We start from the raw sequence: 16,206 nt of genomic DNA on the forward strand, positions 1-16,206 counted from the left end.
CTCACCCGACACGACTCACGCTGCAGACGTATACATATAGAGCAGCGCTCTTTTTGAAATGGCTGGTGCAGGTTCTACACTCGTATCGAGTCGCCCACAACGGGAGAGATCATCTGCGAAGTTCGGACCACGAAGGTCAAGGCGGCTACCGCACATGAGAACTTGCGATGCAGCAGTCAAGGCAGTGGCGGCCTGCGTCGGCGCGGGGCATATCAACGTTACCCCGATCCGCATCTTGAGCAAGCACCACTTCGCTGTGCTTAGGCGCATTAGGGCCCGCTCACTGGAAGCGGTGACCGACCACGGTGAACCGTTCATCATTCTCGGGATGGACCAGATTCTCGCATTGGTCTCCGATCAGAACGCAGGCCAGATCACGGCAAGAATACTCGCCGGACGACTTCCCAACTCGGCATTGCCACCAATATCACGGCACAGATTCGTGCGAACTCGGAGCCGCCCGCTTGCCGCGATTGAACGCTGGAGGAGGTTAGGTCCGCTCACAAATCCACCTTCGAATTCACCGGTGTTTTAGCCGGCGACATGGCGCACTCGAGTAACTAGACTGGGACACGACCGCTAAGCTCGCCGCCGCCCCAAACGCGAAGGTGTTCTTGAATCCTCGCGACTCTATTTTCAACCCGCCAATTGCTGTCTTCAAGAAGGCGAGCGGCGTGGTTCGACAACTGATAGCGATCGAGCAGCAGCCGGACCAGTTCGTTGTGCCCGAAAAAGTTGAGGGCATCCAGCACCCCCTGCATGACAGGGAGCTTCTCCATGAAGTTCATCACGGAGTCGCCATAGTTGGCCTCACCAACCTGGAGCTTTCGTGTGAGATGCCCCGTGATCGCGACCCGTTCTCTGTCAAATTCCTCCCCATACATATTGGAGGTCTTGTAGAAGGTGTACAGCGCCTCAATTTCTCCAATAGCTTCAAGCGAGAGGTTCTTTGACACGCTCGCCCAGGCTTCCGCGCGAGCCTTGGCGTCACCCTCGATGCTGGCAAGCAGATCCTGAGTCTCCGTCTCAGGGGACCGGCTCATGTCGTTCGGATCCTTGGTAAGCCACCCGAACACTTCCTCACGATCATTCAGGCCAAACCAGGCGTCAAAAAACGCAAAAAACTGCTCCGAATCGCAATGGTCGAGAGGAATTGGGGAGGCGATCAGGGTTGCCATCTCTCGGTTGCCCTTCACAAGACACACAGCCCTCGAGAATTCATTGCTGCTGATGGCAAAGAGATTCCTTATCCGTGCCTTCGCTTCGTCGAATGCCGCGGTCCCCCACTCAGCTCGCGGTGGCAACATGCCAGCGATGCAGAACACGTCAAGCCTCGATAGATGCGCCGTGTACGTACCGAGGCTGTACTCATACGCCAACTCAGCGCTCAGTCTGCCAAGCTCACTTAGCTTCGCCCGGATCTCAGCGAACCGTTCTTTCAGGAGCCGGCAGTTGATTACCTCAATCTCCTCCAGATGCTTGTTGTTTTCGCGTCCGAACGGATAGCGAAACACCTGACCGTTGGGGTCCACCGCGGCGATATCGCCAATGCTGTCGTCCAACCCGTCAACGACACTTTGGTAGCGCCGGTCAATAGACGGCGCGTGATCTCTGAAGTAAGCCCAGATGCGACCAATATCGTGGGATCCGTCCATGTCGAAAGGCGGCAGCCCTCGCGACCGCCCTCCGAGAGAATGCAGCAACTGAATGGCAGCCTTGAGGTACAGCTCGGCTGCATGCCGCATGTTGAAGCAGATGGGATAAATGAAGGTGTCAGTGCTGTAGCTAAAGCGATGCGCTAGAACTTGGTCTAGCAGCACCATCGCTGCGTCGGCGAACCCTTCCGCGTAATCGATGATGCCAGGGGACCCGTTGTTGCCAACACACGCGTTCGCCCACGCCGGCTCGTCACCTCGGAAAATACGATTCTGGAGCCTATCTTCCATGCACTGCGTTTAAGCAAGGGGTTCCTGGCAGCTTTCGATCTGCGCAACAGCAGTCATCTTTCACTCCTCCTCTGCCCCATCATCTACTTCGATTTGCTGGGCGACCGTCGCGGCGTCGATCTGCGTTTTGATCGGTGTATAGAAGTCCGCATCCAGTTGCTCGGCCACCTCTAGGGATAGAACCAACGAGTAGCGCACCTCGGTGTCCCATTGACCGGCCTCCTTCCAATCCTTCCACCACCCGCCGACCGGGAAGACCGCAATCTGTCCTTTCGAAGCCAATTCAGCTGCCGTGCCCGTCCAAACATCCAGATGAACAGACCCTTTGGTACGAAGCTTCGGTCCGAACGTCCAGCCTTGAAGGTCGGGATCCCCATGAGCGCGTTCGTCGTCGTCATCCCGCTCTAGCGCGTTGACGCGCTCAACAAACTCCTGATCTGTCTCGGTTGCCCCCTTCAGTGCAAATCTAAGACCAAAAGAGCCGTAGCGAAACTTACTTTGCCAACCTCGCCGACTCGGGTTCGGCTCGATGAAATACGACAGCGTCACTCGCAAGGAAACCTCAGTCTCTGCGAGGTCTTGCAATTCTTCTCCAGGCCAGGGCAATTCATGGAGCAGCATTTGGCCAAGCCTTGCGCTACCATTGACTTCTCGATACGGCGTGATGGTCTCCTGAAGAACCACCGTGGACCGATAGGCTTCAGAAAACGCGGACACATCCGGCTGAATCAAACCAAATCCATAGGTGCGCAGCAGGGTGTATTTGTCCTGCGTCGTAGGCTGCACACGTAGCGAGCTACGCATCGCTGGCGTATAGCGAGCCCCATGCACGACAAGGGCACGTATGGTTTCCGGCCAAAAGTCGGGGTACTTGTGAGAAAGCTGCGCGCACAAACGAGCCACTTCAGCCGTGGCCGCGCTTGTATCTCCGGTTTCTGCTAGGAGCGTACGAGCTATATTGTTTGACGTTGTGAGCATGCGGAGAGACTCGGGGCCAACCGTGACGTTGGCCGCGGCATCTAGCGAACCATTGCCGCCTTCAGCGACCACGTCAGGTTTGTGGGGCCACTCCTTCTTCCACAACATGGCTGTCCGCGAAGCAGGAGCCAATGCCCCTCTACGCGCAATTGCACGCTGCCCCGGGTACTCCGCAGCATCAATCTCAGTAAGATTCGTGGTCGCCCCAACAGCCAACGCATTCCATGCTTGACTGGGGTTCTCCGCTGGCGCCAACGCATTGATCGCCGGATAGCTAGCCCAATCCGGCCAAGCAACATTTCCGGCGGCTAAAACGTACAACCTCGGCGTTGCTTCTCCTCGATCGTCCTGATCATCGACACCGATCTCCAATGTCGGCAAGCCATAGGCAAGCTGATCAATTGTTGCCGACCATTCGGAAGGCTCTCCATTGATACCGCCTTCGGCCGTCGTCATCATTGCAAAGACGCGACGCGCCTGCGGAGCCGTCGCTTCGACACGATATGCCGACTCCGCGGTAATGGCTCCATAAATACGAGGCGGATTCTCTCCGTCCGGCGGCAGAATCTTGACGGATTCCAGTCGATGCGTCAGGTTGACGGGCTCGTTGCCAGCAAGGGGCGAAGTTAGATTCCCATACAACAGAAGGCCAGCCATTTCGCTGCCATGGCCGTCGTGATCTGCTGCTCCCCAAGTCGGGTCGTACGCATGCATATCATCCTCGGCCAGGCCTGCCGCGAGTAGCGGATGGCCATTGTTCACGCCGGTATCCAACAGCGTGATGCGATTTCTCCTCGAACTTCGCGCATAGACTGAGCGCTCGACAAGCGAGCCTACCCAGTCGTTCTGTTCGTACGGCCTCAACTCCGACAGGAAAAACTTTGCTGTATCGGCAACCCCACGAATCTCCGCAACCATGTCGAGTAATTCAACTGCTTGTTGAATTGCCTGTCGTGTTGCACGCACAGCAACAACGACTCGCCCGGGGAAGGTGACAAATCCCCTCTGGACTTCGAGCCCGAGACGCTCACCTAGCTCCTCGAATGCATGGCGAACCACGTCGCCTCTTTTGCCATCCGCCCGCAGCCAAACCTGGAACCAACTTTCATCCAGATCCTCAGGCGGAGGGTCTTCATCTGTCCAAAAATCATCGAACGCCGCTCGTCGGATATTTTCTATCGCGTTGACCAACGCGAGATTTTGCGGCTTCCCCGATTTTGCGTTCTTCTCCAGATAGGCCTGGATACGTCTTTCGAGAGCGCCGATGTGACCATCGGGAACGTGAAGTACGACAATCTCCGAATCTGGGTGCTCTATAACGGAGAGAACTTCGATGCGGTCTTTCTTCCACTCGATCCCCTGGAAATCGAGGGCACCTTTCGGTTTGATTTCAAGTGCGACCGCAATGCCTGCGTGCGCTGGCAGGTCATGATCCTCTCGAAGCGACACTATATCTGGCAACTCTCTAACGAGTCGTCGGAGCTGCCGAAGGAGCTTCGTGCCGTGGGCCACGCGCGCCCGAGGAATACTCGGCCGGCGACCCCCACCATTATTTGGCGACTGATACGGCGCCTCCCAGGTAAATCCGCTAACTAGGAGGTGCGGCAGCTTCTGTTCTGGCATATCAAGACTCCCCAAGTGACCTGCCGCAGAACTCTACCGCCTTTCAATTACTCCGTTTACCCCCTATTAGCACGGGCCCGTTCTTCCAAATGCTGAATAACGGCTTCAGAACTCACCTGACCGACGCCATCCATAACCGCATCCTTAATAGCATCAATGCAGGCACGTGATATCTCAGCATGGGACTGACCCTGCGCAGATCTCACCAAACTGTCATACCGAAAGCCCTTCGGCACGAAAGTACTCAATCTATTTTTGAGCAAAATCTTCACTTGCTCCAACCCTGGAGCATCGTAGCGAATTACGTCGTCGAATCGACGAAACAGGGCGACATCCAAATCCTTGGCATGATTGGTGGCAGCCACAATCAAACTGTCCGAATGATCTTGATCAAGCAGTTGCAAGAACATGTTCAACGTTCTGCGCATTTCTGCCACGTCATGCTGACTCCCGCGCTGCAATCCCAGGGAGTCGAATTCATCGAAGAAATAGACGCCGCGATTACTTTTCAGTGCGTCAAAAACAAGTCGGAGCTTCGACGAGCTTTCGCCCATAAATTTCGTGATGAGGCTGTCAAAGCGCACCGTAAAGAGCGGTAGCTTGAGTTCCCCGGCGAGGACTGCGGCCGTCATTGTTTTGCCGGTGCCAGGCGGTCCAACGAGAAGCAATTTGCGCCGAGGCGACAAGTCATGCGCACGCAGTCGATCCGCCTGACGCTGCTCCCGCAACACGCGGCCGAGCTTGGCTTCAACTTCGCCGGACAACACCATTTCTGCCAAGTGCTCATCCGGATAGCGAACGGTAAGCAGATCGCTCAGCTCACCTTTTGGCTGCATCAGTGGCACGGGCTTGGCATGCCGAGCCCGATTCGCCTCGACCTTCGTCGAATCGATTAAGTCACGTAGTTCGGCGGCCAGCTTGGCGTGACCTTGGCGCGCCTCATCCGCCGCCAGCTGCATAGCTACGGCATAAAAGTGCTCGGCATCTTGGTTCGCATGAGCTCGCAACAACGCTTTGAGTCGATCAGATCTGGCCATGATTTTTCCATCCAGTCGCAATAGTAGTGGCGCCTTGACCAACCGCCAAAAATATAATGCTATTATAGCATTACATTGCTATTAATACATCAAAAGCATGGCCCGCTTCCCGCGCTCTCAGGGCGAGTTACTTAGAATGGCCCGCGGCGACCTAAGTCAGAGAGCGTTCGCTGAACTGCTTCGTGTTGATAAGAGCTGCCTGTCTAGATATGAAGGCGGGAAGCTTGGTGCGCCGGTCTCAGTGATCAGTCGATGCTTAACGATCGTCGCTGATGCTCAGGCCTCAGAAGGGGCGCTCGATATCGGGAAGGCGCTAGAACACGTAAAGACGGCAGCGGACCTTCTAGAAGGAAAGTCTCGGTAGCCCTAAGGGAGGGGCGCTGTTCACAGGCACTCACGGCGCCAGTAAGAGCGCGAGCGTTTCAGTCTCGCCTCCCACTACCCCAAGAGATCCGCGCGCAAAATGGGGGAAACTTACTCAGCGGTGCTGACTGTTTGCGAGCACCGACTCTTCGCACCTATTCGCGACCAGTGGCGGGCACCGTCACGCTTGCTCCAAATACAGTCGGCCAGCACGCAGATGGGTTTCAAAGCGTGCCCTAAAGGAAATATCAGACTCAGCCCCAACGTCAACAGGCAACGCCTGCAAGCCATGGTCTCGCAACCAAGCAAACCGGTGCCGCCCGTCGGTAAACTCTACTTTGTCATGCGTGAATGTACGGTCGGCAATAATATTCGAATCTTGCCGATGTACTGGCGCAGGAAGCTAGGCCGTATTCGGCCTCAGTCTCCCCATGCCCCTTTTAAGGCATCCGATCAACTACCGTACCGCCTTCGCAGCACACCTCTGCAGCCGGCGAATGTCAGCGAGCGCATAGAATTTGACGCTACGGCTTTTCGCGAAAGAGATCGGGCTGATTTCGCCACGCGCCTCCAGGTTGGGAAGGTGGCTTCGATGGCCTCCGAGCAACTTACCCGCCTCATCAGCGGTAACGTAGTTCGCTCGCATTTCTTGCAAGCGTGCGATGTCCGCGCGGCGAACGCGTCGTGACACTGTTAAGTCCACCACCGGAAGGAGCCCAGACTGGACGTACGTCACCTCCAGAGCTCCACTACCCACGCCAAGGATTGCTGGGACGGCGTCTATGGGCACGAGCTCTGGGTCGCTCAGCATTTTCTTGAATCGCTGTACGGACCCCCTTGTCACCAGCACAGACCTGGATAGGCTCCCTACCCTTCGTAGATGATGCCCCGCCATCAGCCGCTTGGCGGTCTGGACGCTGACGCCAAGAAGCTCCGCCGCCTCTGCGAGGGGCATTTCGAAACCCGTCCTCTTTGTAGCATTGCCGGCTGGCTTACGTCCGGTAGCAGTCGGGTATCCCTTCATAGTCTGCAGCGATGCCAGATCAATGCGGTCAACAAGGTCGCGCTCGAACATGTATACGAGGCAGCCATCAATCTTTGGACCTGCAACGGCGGGCACGCCAAGCGCCATCAACCTTTCCGCGGTGCTCGTGGCGCCGATGTTGGCACGCTTCGCAATCTCGCCAGCGAAAACATACTTGCGCGCAAAGCACTCCACCATCTCCCGACCCGTCACAAGTCGCTTCCGATTAATGTGGTCTCTGTCCCGACATTCAAGCCATCCCACCCGCGCAAGGAAGCGAACGACCTCGGGATACGTGCCCAGAATTTTGGCAACCTCTTCGACGCCAACTTCGTCAGGCCTTTCCGACTCTGGATTCGGGGATATTGAGCAGGCCGATCGAATACTGCTGATGCCTAAGGTCGGGTCATATCCCGCCGTCACCTCTCGTCCTTCGGCAATCGCCTTTACCACCGATGCAACGCTGCGCGTGACGACCCGTGGGGAGCGAACCACCTCCGTCTCACCCACCATTAGGTCATATAGCATCTCGCTCACCGACCGCGCACTGAACCAACCATCACCTGCGTCTAGCCGATACGTGGCTGGAACGCCCTCTCTCAGCAGGTTGTTCATTTGAAAAGCACTCACCCCCAGAGCAAGCTCGGCCTGCCTGCGCGTTAGCCTGCGCTCGGGCAAGTCGGTCTTTAGCGACCTCTTCCCCGGTGTCAAACGAAGTATCTCCTGCGCAAGCGCTTGCACCGTGGCCGACGCTGATTGGAGCAGAGGAAGAAGGGCGACACGAGGATGCGACTGCGAGCCGCTGACCAAGGACCGAAGCTCCGCTGAAACCACTCTCTGCTCGATCCACTGCTGTGCGCCGCTCAGCAGCTCTAAAGAAGCGTCGGAATTGCCGACCGCAAAAAGAGCGGCCAAGCAAGCCGAAGCATCGCTGCCCCGCTGCCCGCCGACATCCATCTCGTTCATCCACCAGTCAACCGGCGCACTGTCTGCCGCAATCTGTGGTCCGCTCGCAAGATCCGCCCCACATTTGCATGTGCAAAGGGAACCGCGAAGGGGCGAAAACTTCTCCTTACACGCGTAGCAATCTTGCAGCAGGCGAACTGAATGCGTCTGGCATACCAAGTACGGCCTGAGCGACCAGTGCTTGCGAAAATAGCGCCGCTCAGCAAGGCAGATAGGACAGTATGCTCGACAGTCCTCGGAGAAGAATTGCTCTTCATAGGAGATACCGTCAATCATTCGCGGGGAATCAGCGGTCGGTCCGAATCGGAGAAAACTCAGGCGGAACGCGTTCGGGCTATTGACGCCAAGCAGCTGTAGGATCTCCGCGTAACGCTCTGCTCGTGTATATGCAGCGGTGATCCAGCCCCCGTCCGCCACGCTGATACACAGGCCGTCTACCATGGCAGTGACGCTCGGAAAACCGTTACCCTCCGCGACCCGGATCAAATAGCCTGCCGGCGATTCATCAGGAAACGGGATGGGACGAACCGGAAGTTTGCGTCCCATATTTCAGCCTCTGAACGCTGTGGCCAACGCACGCTCGGTCATGGTGAAGGGGTTGTGTACCGTGACCGACTGCGCCGAAAATATTCCTGTATCCCAGACACTTGCCAAGTCCGGCACGGTCATGACATCGCGTCCCGCGAGCAAGACATGGCGCGCAGCAACCTTTAATAAGGTGGAGGCGTAGTCGATATTTCCCTGCGTCGCCGCAAATACCCTAAGCGCCAAGTTGTAGCTTGTGAAATTGGGCGTAGCCTTAATTGACGTTCTTTTGACGATTTCTTTGGAAAGCGTGTGGAGAAAGCGCTGCAAGTTACCTGGCTCTTCGCTCGTTCCCGGCAGCAACGGCGCCAAGATGAACTTGCTCTTGTACCGCCGCGACATCTGTGTATCGTGATCGAAGATCGTCTTGCAGTCATTGGTTCCGACTAGGCAGATGACCGGACCCTCGGCGTTGAAAAGGTCCTTGAGCCAGTTGCTAACTCGTTGACCGGCCAGTTCATCCTTCTTGCGAATCAGCGACAAGTTGTGCAACTCATCGATAAAGACGATGGTGGTCTTGCAACGCTTGAGCAAGGTGTTGATCCGCTTCGACTGAGAGCCTGCTGTGCCAGCGGATGGATAGACGTCGTTCAGGCGAGTCAGCATCTCCTCGGTCAAACTACTCAACTTGCCTTCAGATGGCAGGCTCATGTAGAAGGCCGGCACGGTATCAATCTCACAATCGTTTTCTACGATCGTCGCTGACGGCATGTTATTCATGATCAACTGCGCGATGGTTGTCTTACCCATACCGCCATCACCAAGCAACATGCAGCACTCGGGACTGCGCGAGGCGACCGAAGCCTTGATGCAACGTTTGATTCCCAAAACAGCCTCCGACAGCGCTGGGTGTGCAACGACAATGCGGTCCAGTTCAGACACCTCTCTGTATGCATTCTGTTCCGCTTGTGATTCGAAGATTGAGTCTGAGGGGAGAAATGGAAGCATGAGCGTGATCCTTAGTCGAGAATGAACGTTCCTAGCGAGAGGTCACCAACAACCGGTTGGGTCTGCTCTAACCGAGTTGACTCATTCCGGTCAGCCTGGAGGACCTCGCCCGTATCCGGATCCACGTGCTCGACTGCAGGCGGGCCGCCAGCGATGGCATCGATGCGGGAGCTCAACACGACAGGCTCCATGGCAAAGGCTACCTCTGTGACCTTCTCCACCTGCTTGTCGAGCTCTTTCTTGCTTTCTCTCAGACGCTTCATCTGCTTAGTGGCAAAGGCCGAATCCTTTTGGATCCGCTGCATAAGCATGTAGAGACTATATAACGGGGCGTTTTCGCCGAGTTCGCGCCGATCACGCTGGCTAAGCTGGCTCAACATGCGCTTTGCTTCGCGATGGCCCCACTTGGTCAGACCGCGCGTGTATTCGGGTGTCGTGGACATGGCAGTGATGATTAGGCCCTGTTCCAATGGGTGTTCGATGTACACCTTATCCAGATCCAGTTCATCGATGAGAACAGCGACTGGTCCCTTGTACTGATGCTCCAATGTGCGAAGTGCGTGGCTGTACCAAGCCAGCCCATCATGGCGGACTCGTCCGCCGTTGGGTGTGGAGCGGACAACCGTCCGCGCGATGACGTTCACTTCCTCTTCCGTCATGGTCAAAGGTTTACATTTGCCAGGAGCGGTCTCCTCCTTCCACATCATGATTGGCGCCCTACCCGTACCCGAGTGAATTTGCTTGTGATAGATCTCCTCGATCCATTCGTCGACGTAGGAACGGACTTGTTCAAGGGTTAGGCAGGCACACCCGCTCGAATCGTACGAACCACGCTCCGCGGGGTTCGAAAACGTCGTTCCGGGCAACGTTTGAACGAGGCTTCTCGTAAGCGTCCGAAAAAAGGATTCCACATGAGGCTTGTGGTTAGGCTCCCGCACTGCTGCCGGTTCGATGATGACGTTGGCTTTCAATAGCAATCGCATGACGGCCGAGTTCTTGAATTCAGTGCCGTTGTCAGGAATGAGATGCACACAGATGCCACCAGGCAATCCGCGCAAAGGTCGCGTGAACATGTCTTTCACGACGGCAAGCGTAGCCACCGTTGACGGCGGATGCATGCTCAAATGCCAGCCAACGATGCAGCGGGTTCGTACGTCTATCGCGAGCACGAGCGTTGGCCGTCCCATCACTTCGCGAGTTGACTCGTCGACAACAAGCACATCCAACACGTGAGAATCAATCTGTACGAAGTACATCGGCATATGGACCTGATGCGATCTACCGCTCGCTTTTGCCGCGCGCTCTGCCGCAATCGGCCCATCTTTGACGCGCATGAGCAAGTACGGATCGATTTTGTTGATGCGCCGCCGAATGGTCCGCTGCGATGGGGTATTTGTTCCAGTCATGTTGTTTTCCAGCAGGTATCCATGCACATGCGCCAGGACATTCTTTGAGGAGCGTCTCTCGGCCCGCATGAAATCAGCGATTCCCTGCTGAATGCCTGCTTCCACTCCAACCGAGAAGCGCAAGAGGCTGTTCCCTTTACGCCTTGGCTTGTTGATGAAATGCGCCTCCCCAAAGTCGCGAAGCGCCTTGACCCAGCGAGCGACAGAACTGACACCCGGCATGTGCGGATCCGACAGCTTTTCGGCATAAAGTTTGATCCACTCAAAAAGCGCCGAATGTGAAGTGGGCTTTTCAAGCTCAGCGATCGCGCCTTGGGCATATCGGAGTTGCCGCGTGCGTTCCTGAAGATCTGCAGCACTGAGGGTCAGGTACGGAGACTCCTGAATTGCTTTGGATTCGGTAGTCAGGACGATCGCGCCGCTTCGCACTTCTTCTTGGAGCCGGGCGATCGGAAGCCGGTGACTTTGACCGCCAGCCACCGCGTTATAGCGAACCTCGCGATAGGCAACATGAGCGATCTCAAATTCGCTCCCGCGATAGCAAAACCGCATGCCGACCTGGGGACTAAATTCGGGCGGGACGCTCGGCAAGCCTCGTTCAAAATCGTTCATGTCTTACCCCCACTTGAATGGCACCACGACCACGCCCAAACTCGGCCTCGGCCGTGCGGATAGAAATCTTGGTAGCTGAGAAAATCAAACATCCACAGTTCGGTTCACGGCTTACGCTCCGGTCGCCTAGCCGAAGGAGATGGCGATATGGATTAGCGCCAAAGGCGTTCACTTGCATACCTGCGCCTCCATGTTGAAAAGATCCCAACGAACATCGAGTACGCCGACGAACACCAGGTGCTTCGCAACATCGCCCAAGGCCTCGACTAAGGCGTAGTAACTGCATGGCAGAAGGGATGGAATCAATTTGAGGGCGTGGTCGATTTCCATCCTTGTAGGAATGCGCCTGTAGCTGTGATGGACTGCCGTCAGATGCCGGAGCACTACGTCAGGTGGCAAGTCACAGCGATCGACCAGCGCATAGTCAACGCCGACGCGTGCCAGAAAGCCGGCGACCCAATCAACCTTCTGCCGATAGGCGTCGCTAAGGTGATCTCTGTTGTGCTTTACCTCTCGCACAAACACCCGTCCCACGTCGTCCCTGATCAGGAAGTCCGGCACATGAGAACGCCCCCCGGGGATATCAATGCAGATGGCTTGGGTACGATATGCAACGACGCTTGGATGACGCTCTAGGCATAAGGCGTATGCCTGCTCAAGCCGGCTCTCGACGGGTACATAGGCGGCGTAGTGTTCAGGCGGTGCATTCTTTTTGCTAGGAAAAAGCGACGAACGGGATTGACCGCGCTTTCCCAGCTGTACCTTGCGGACGCCGTGCAACCGCACAGCCAGATCTGGCTGTCGGGAGAATGCGTCCCGAACGCTTTTAAGGAAGGCCTCTCGAACGCCCCACTCTTCCGTTCCTCGGATACGGAATGCGGCGTCAATCCTTGCTACGGAATTTCTTGACGTGAAATCGAGCTCAATGGCTTGCATGATCTGAACTACAATTGAGTATTCTTTGGTCGAGCCCATTCATGGCTTGACCGCCAATTCGGCGCCTGCCCATCTGGCTCATCTTTTTGGAATGAGCGAAACCATCCAGCGTTTTCATGAACGCTGGCCCGGTGCCAGGTTTAGTGCAAATTCACAGGCAAAACCTCACCCCTCCCGGGTACTTTCGGGATTGCGTCGGTTTAAAGCCGCTCGTGCACTGGCCGGCCATTTAATTGCAGCAGCCGCTAGGCTTCTCACTTAACTCATTACTGCTCCTTCCCGCGCATAGCTCCAGCGCTTAGCGAATAGACTTAGTTTTCACGAGCACAATCAGTGATCATGACGGCATACCATCAACTGCGTGACGGTCGATGCCTGCGGAAGAACACACTACGCGATCTCTCCGGCGTTTCTAGCCCCCACGCAGATTGGTAGCTGATTTCCGTTTTTCCTTTGTACGACAGGAGAAAATCGAGAGCGAACGCTAACATCGCGCCCACGGCGGCAATTTTCACGGAAAAATATTTCTATTGAACGACGATGGCCGATAGCACTTCTGACAAAGACGTGACGCTGGCCACTCCAAAGGCCTCGCTCTGTCAGGGCGCAGCCAGACCCCACCTCCTTATGTCGGAGGGCTTGAACTTGGGGGCGGAATTATCGAGAAACGACCGATGCGAACGGCTTGTCGCATACAGGTCGATCGAAGACATCGGGTGCCGGCATAACCCTCCCAACGATGTAGGGCGCGGAGCCGGTATGGATGGCTTCTGAATTGATGTTTCAGGTGGAGCAAGTGGTGTGTATTTTTACGCTCCACCTATCGTCTTGTTATAGTCGCTCGTCGGCTCTGCGCAAGGATTTTCTGCACATACACGTCCAATCCAAATCTACTAGTATGTGTAAACACGCACCAAAGACGGTGTCATGGACAGTGCAACGAACGATGTGTGCACCAACGGACTGACATCACCTCACGAGCGCGAGTCACGCCTCTTCGAAAGCAAGGTCCTTTTCCCCTGAAGGGTTCTTGGGAAGGAAGCTTGCTCTGCCCGAAAGTTGCATACGAACTTCGGACAGCACAGCAACGGCGAAGTCATGGGCAGCGGGACTCAAAGTGAAAACGTGCGCCATAAGACTTATTTCTCGCCCCGGTTTGTTTTGCTGTACAGCAAAACTAGCGATATTCGCTAATCACTCTTGTAGAGCGGCGAAAGCCCCGCGGCATAGGAAGGGAGCATGTCGAACCGAACAATACCTACCGACTTCCCCCGCGAACCGCCATTGGGATCCGCGCCGGGTGCACAGCCAAAACTGCTGGTACGGCTTGTCGATGGCCGGTACGTCACCGGGCTCACCGAAGAAGAGTGGCTGGGCCGATATGACGGCTGTGAGGACCTGGCACAACAATTCGTCAGATACTGCGCACGCAAGCTTGCTGAAAATCCATCCTTGACTCACGAGATGTGCCTAGCTCGCGCACGTAAGGGATTCGCGCTGAAGGTGCAGCAAGGGGAGTGGGACTTCTCGCCGGCAGAACAAGATTGGGTGATGAAGCGGGCTCGACAGGTTCTCGGCTGGTGACCAGACCGAAACAACAACACCGAGGGCGCTGCTTACGGCGGCAACCAAGTGGTCGCCGCCCGACCGGCAATTGCTATTTGATCAGAAAGCGGTCGCGATTCTTACCGATCCAGGCGGGGGCTCTACCACGACCAGACCAAGTTGCCCCAGTCTTGGGATCCATGTACTTGGGTGCAACGGCCATGCCCTTGCGCTTCTTCGTCTTCGTCGCAAGTCCTAGGTCCTCCGCGGTCAAACCGTATTCTTGAACGATCTGACGAACTTGCTGAATGGCTGTCGCTAGTTCGACTTGCCGTGCCACTTCAAGCTGCTCTTCAAGCTTCGCCTTTTGTGCCAACAGATCTTTGTATGTCGCCATAACTTCTCCGAAGAATTATTACGCGACAAGAATAACTGACACCATCACTTGTCCACAACGATTCCATTTGTATCGAAAAATTTCTGCCATGCCGCTCGTTCTTTTCCATCTGTTTTTCGATACACCTTCTCCAGCATTTCGCCGTTCCTTCTTTCCCGCACATCCTCGTCTGAGGGTTTCATTATTTTGTACATGAGGGCGGCGGTACATGCGACCAACGCACACCCGAGCATGAGAGCAATCTTCCAGAAGGCCTTGTTGATATGCATAGCTCTGTCGAGATCCCGGGCTGCTTTGGTTGCCTCAATAACGGAATTCTTCAGCTGATCGGTTAGCTCCTCGACTGTCTCCTCAATGGCTTTCACGCTGGCTTTTGCAGCCGCTTTACCAACCGATTCCGCCAACTCCTCGGATCGCCGCCACGTATCGTTGAGCATCTTCGCGTGTTGTGCGAGAGCTTGGATGTCACCCCGTGCCAGCGCAATTCCCTCTGCAGCCGAGCGAACTTGCTTCTCGGACTTTGGAAGCTCATCGGTCAATCGATCAACCTCGTGAGCGAGAACACGCGAGACCTCACGCAAGTTGACAAAGAGTTGTGCAGAATCCAGCGGCTCTTTTTGGGAAGTAAGAGAAGTCATGTTGTTGGCAGCAGTCTGCTGCTTGAAAATGGGAGATAGCGAACTGGTGTGCAAAAAGGGACTAGCGCGTCATACCTCGATCGTTCGTATTTTCTTTCTCTGCGGCCCTCTTCCTCTCCTGTATGGCAGCTCGATCGATACCCTTCTCTTTCGTTAATCGAAACAGCTGCTCCACTCCCGTGAACTTGAACGGGGCCCAATTTGCTCGCCTGGTCTCCGATGGGGCGATGTAGACGTAGACTGTCCCTTGGAAGCCGGCCTTGCCATCCGCATCAGCATGGCCCGCAATCGCGTACAGCTCATCAACGTATTTTTCGAAACGCTCGGCATCTGCCCCCAACAGCTCGCTTGAGACAAACCTCTCAATGAATGCGTCGTCGGTCATCAAACCGAAGACAGTGGCGGCAGGCGTGAAGCCAAATAGTGGGCAGACCATTCCCGGGTAAGGAGCCAGAGACGCCCCGAGGGCGTACATAGTCTGCTCTGCGTAGCCTGGGGCATTCGTCTCTTCCTCTGTGCCCCAGCCCACAAAGTGAATGGCCTGGGCGCGAGCGAGCATCGCAGAGTTCTTTTGCATGGACTCGCAAAGTGCCCGCCGTAAGCTCTTGCGCTTCTCAGACGGCACGGAATCCTCATCGGCCTTGAATTCAACAAGGCAGTATCGTCCTATGCCGGCGAGAAGATAGTCAGCGAGTTCTACGTCCTGCCCGCCAAGAGGGGACGCCGCAAAATTTGGATGGCCCGCTACGGACTCGCCATAAAGCTCCAACATGCGCGCATGAACTTTCCTGGAAAACCGATCAACAACATCGTCCTCGCGCTTGCGATCAATTGTGGTGGTGACCTGCTCCCCGCGATTAGTACGCTGACGATGTAGAGTCCGTTCCGAAGAGGAGCGGTCATGAAAAAGCGATTCACCGAAGAACAGATTATTGGCGTGCTGAAGGAGGCCGAGGCCGGCCTGAAGCCAGCAGAGCTGTGCCGCAAGCACGGCATCTCGGAAGCGACCTACTACAACTGGAAGGCGAAGTTCGGCGGGATGACGGTCTCCGAAGCGCAGCGGCTGAAGGAGTTGGAGCAGGAGAACAACAAGCTCAAGCGCCTGCTGGCCGAATCGATGCTGGACAACGCGGCACTGAAGGACCTGCTGTCCCGAAAGTAGCAAGCCCGCAGGCCAAGCGCGAAGCGGTCCAGGTATTGAT

At 55.9% G+C, this 16,206-nt stretch carries 12 protein-coding genes and 2 pseudogenes; 3 read left to right on the top strand and 11 right to left on the bottom strand.

Annotated features, from left to right (window positions below; translation table 11 throughout):
- Window positions 1-560: 560 nt before the first annotated feature.
- The 3 genes from DOD19_RS26510 to DOD19_RS26520 are packed head-to-tail and all read right to left on the bottom strand — an operon-like array spanning window position 561 to window position 5,584.
- Window positions 561-1,946, bottom strand: a complete 1,386-nt coding sequence (locus DOD19_RS26510) for a hypothetical protein (protein WP_112188995.1) — start codon at window positions 1,944-1,946, stop codon at window positions 561-563.
- 60 nt (window positions 1,947-2,006) lie between these two features.
- Window positions 2,007-4,547: a S8 family peptidase gene (locus DOD19_RS26515; RefSeq protein ID WP_112188997.1), complete on the bottom strand. Its 2,541-nt coding sequence runs from the start codon at window positions 4,545-4,547 to the stop codon at window positions 2,007-2,009.
- A gap of 56 nt (window positions 4,548-4,603) precedes the next feature.
- On the bottom strand, window positions 4,604-5,584 hold the full coding sequence (locus DOD19_RS26520) for an AAA family ATPase (RefSeq protein ID WP_112188999.1): 981 nt from the start codon (window positions 5,582-5,584) through the stop codon (window positions 4,604-4,606).
- A 136-nt stretch (window positions 5,585-5,720) separates the two neighbouring features.
- Between DOD19_RS26520 and DOD19_RS28080 the strand changes: the two genes are divergently transcribed.
- Entirely contained in the window at window positions 5,721-5,948 is a 228-nt protein-coding gene (locus DOD19_RS28080; RefSeq protein WP_239498113.1) for a transcriptional regulator, read from the top strand.
- Between the two features lie 456 nt (window positions 5,949-6,404).
- Here the strand turns inward: DOD19_RS28080 and DOD19_RS26525 are convergent, their stop codons facing one another.
- From DOD19_RS26525 to DOD19_RS26540, 5 genes and pseudogenes are all read right to left on the bottom strand, one after another.
- Window positions 6,405-7,937, bottom strand: coding sequence for a hypothetical protein (locus DOD19_RS26525; protein WP_239498116.1), 1,533 nt, complete (start codon window positions 7,935-7,937; stop codon window positions 6,405-6,407).
- 141 nt (window positions 7,938-8,078) lie between these two features.
- Window positions 8,079-8,483 (bottom strand): annotated as a pseudogene (locus tag DOD19_RS28085) (TniQ family protein); the annotation flags it as partial.
- A 3-nt stretch (window positions 8,484-8,486) separates the two neighbouring features.
- Window positions 8,487-9,470 carry a TniB family NTP-binding protein gene (locus DOD19_RS26530; protein ID WP_112189003.1) on the bottom strand — a complete coding sequence of 328 codons (984 nt, stop codon included), beginning with the start codon at window positions 9,468-9,470 and terminating at the stop codon, window positions 8,487-8,489.
- Between the two features lie 11 nt (window positions 9,471-9,481).
- Complete coding sequence (locus DOD19_RS26535; RefSeq protein ID WP_239498114.1) at window positions 9,482-11,488, bottom strand: transposase; 2,007 nt, start codon at window positions 11,486-11,488, stop codon at window positions 9,482-9,484.
- 168 nt (window positions 11,489-11,656) lie between these two features.
- A complete protein-coding gene (locus DOD19_RS26540; protein WP_239498115.1) occupies window positions 11,657-12,463 on the bottom strand; it encodes a hypothetical protein in 807 nt (268 codons plus the stop codon).
- A gap of 1,200 nt (window positions 12,464-13,663) precedes the next feature.
- On the opposite strand from DOD19_RS26540, the gene DOD19_RS26545 reads away from it, so the two are divergent.
- Window positions 13,664-14,008, top strand: coding sequence for a hypothetical protein (locus tag DOD19_RS26545; protein WP_112189005.1), 345 nt, complete (start codon window positions 13,664-13,666; stop codon window positions 14,006-14,008).
- Between the two features lie 73 nt (window positions 14,009-14,081).
- On the opposite strand, the gene DOD19_RS26550 is transcribed toward DOD19_RS26545, so the two are convergent.
- The 3 genes from DOD19_RS26550 to DOD19_RS26560 form a co-directional block, all read right to left on the bottom strand.
- Entirely contained in the window at window positions 14,082-14,366 is a 285-nt protein-coding gene (locus DOD19_RS26550) for an H-NS histone family protein (protein ID WP_112189007.1), read from the bottom strand.
- Between the two features lie 44 nt (window positions 14,367-14,410).
- Complete coding sequence (locus DOD19_RS26555; protein WP_112189009.1) at window positions 14,411-15,004, bottom strand: hypothetical protein; 594 nt, start codon at window positions 15,002-15,004, stop codon at window positions 14,411-14,413.
- A gap of 61 nt (window positions 15,005-15,065) precedes the next feature.
- Window positions 15,066-15,776 (bottom strand): hypothetical protein, encoded by a 711-nt coding sequence (locus DOD19_RS26560; RefSeq protein WP_112189011.1) that lies wholly within the window; start codon window positions 15,774-15,776, stop codon window positions 15,066-15,068.
- 129 nt (window positions 15,777-15,905) lie between these two features.
- Between DOD19_RS26560 and DOD19_RS26565 the strand changes: the two are divergent.
- Window positions 15,906-16,206 (top strand): annotated as a pseudogene (locus DOD19_RS26565) (transposase); the annotation flags it as partial.

The sequence above is a fragment of the Ralstonia sp. GX3-BWBA genome, from assembly GCF_003290055.1.
GTDB classification, from domain to species: Bacteria; Pseudomonadota; Gammaproteobacteria; order Burkholderiales; family Burkholderiaceae; genus Ralstonia; species Ralstonia holmesii.

Coding starts and splice junctions, on each gene's coding strand:
- DOD19_RS26510 (WP_112188995.1), bottom strand. CDS start 1,946: ATGGAAGATAGGCTCCAGAATCGTATTTTCCGAGGTGACGAGCCGGCG.
- DOD19_RS26515 (WP_112188997.1), bottom strand. CDS start 4,547: ATGCCAGAACAGAAGCTGCCGCACCTCCTAGTTAGCGGATTTACCTGG.
- DOD19_RS26520 (WP_112188999.1), bottom strand. CDS start 5,584: ATGGCCAGATCTGATCGACTCAAAGCGTTGTTGCGAGCTCATGCGAAC.
- DOD19_RS28080 (WP_239498113.1), top strand. CDS start 5,721: ATGGCCCGCGGCGACCTAAGTCAGAGAGCGTTCGCTGAACTGCTTCGT.
- DOD19_RS26525 (WP_239498116.1), bottom strand. CDS start 7,937: ATGAACGAGATGGATGTCGGCGGGCAGCGGGGCAGCGATGCTTCGGCT.
- DOD19_RS26530 (WP_112189003.1), bottom strand. CDS start 9,470: ATGCTTCCATTTCTCCCCTCAGACTCAATCTTCGAATCACAAGCGGAA.
- DOD19_RS26535 (WP_239498114.1), bottom strand. CDS start 11,488: ATGAACGATTTTGAACGAGGCTTGCCGAGCGTCCCGCCCGAATTTAGT.
- DOD19_RS26540 (WP_239498115.1), bottom strand. CDS start 12,463: ATGGGCTCGACCAAAGAATACTCAATTGTAGTTCAGATCATGCAAGCC.
- DOD19_RS26545 (WP_112189005.1), top strand. CDS start 13,664: ATGTCGAACCGAACAATACCTACCGACTTCCCCCGCGAACCGCCATTG.
- DOD19_RS26550 (WP_112189007.1), bottom strand. CDS start 14,366: ATGGCGACATACAAAGATCTGTTGGCACAAAAGGCGAAGCTTGAAGAG.
- DOD19_RS26555 (WP_112189009.1), bottom strand. CDS start 15,004: ATGACTTCTCTTACTTCCCAAAAAGAGCCGCTGGATTCTGCACAACTC.
- DOD19_RS26560 (WP_112189011.1), bottom strand. CDS start 15,776: ATGTTGGAGCTTTATGGCGAGTCCGTAGCGGGCCATCCAAATTTTGCG.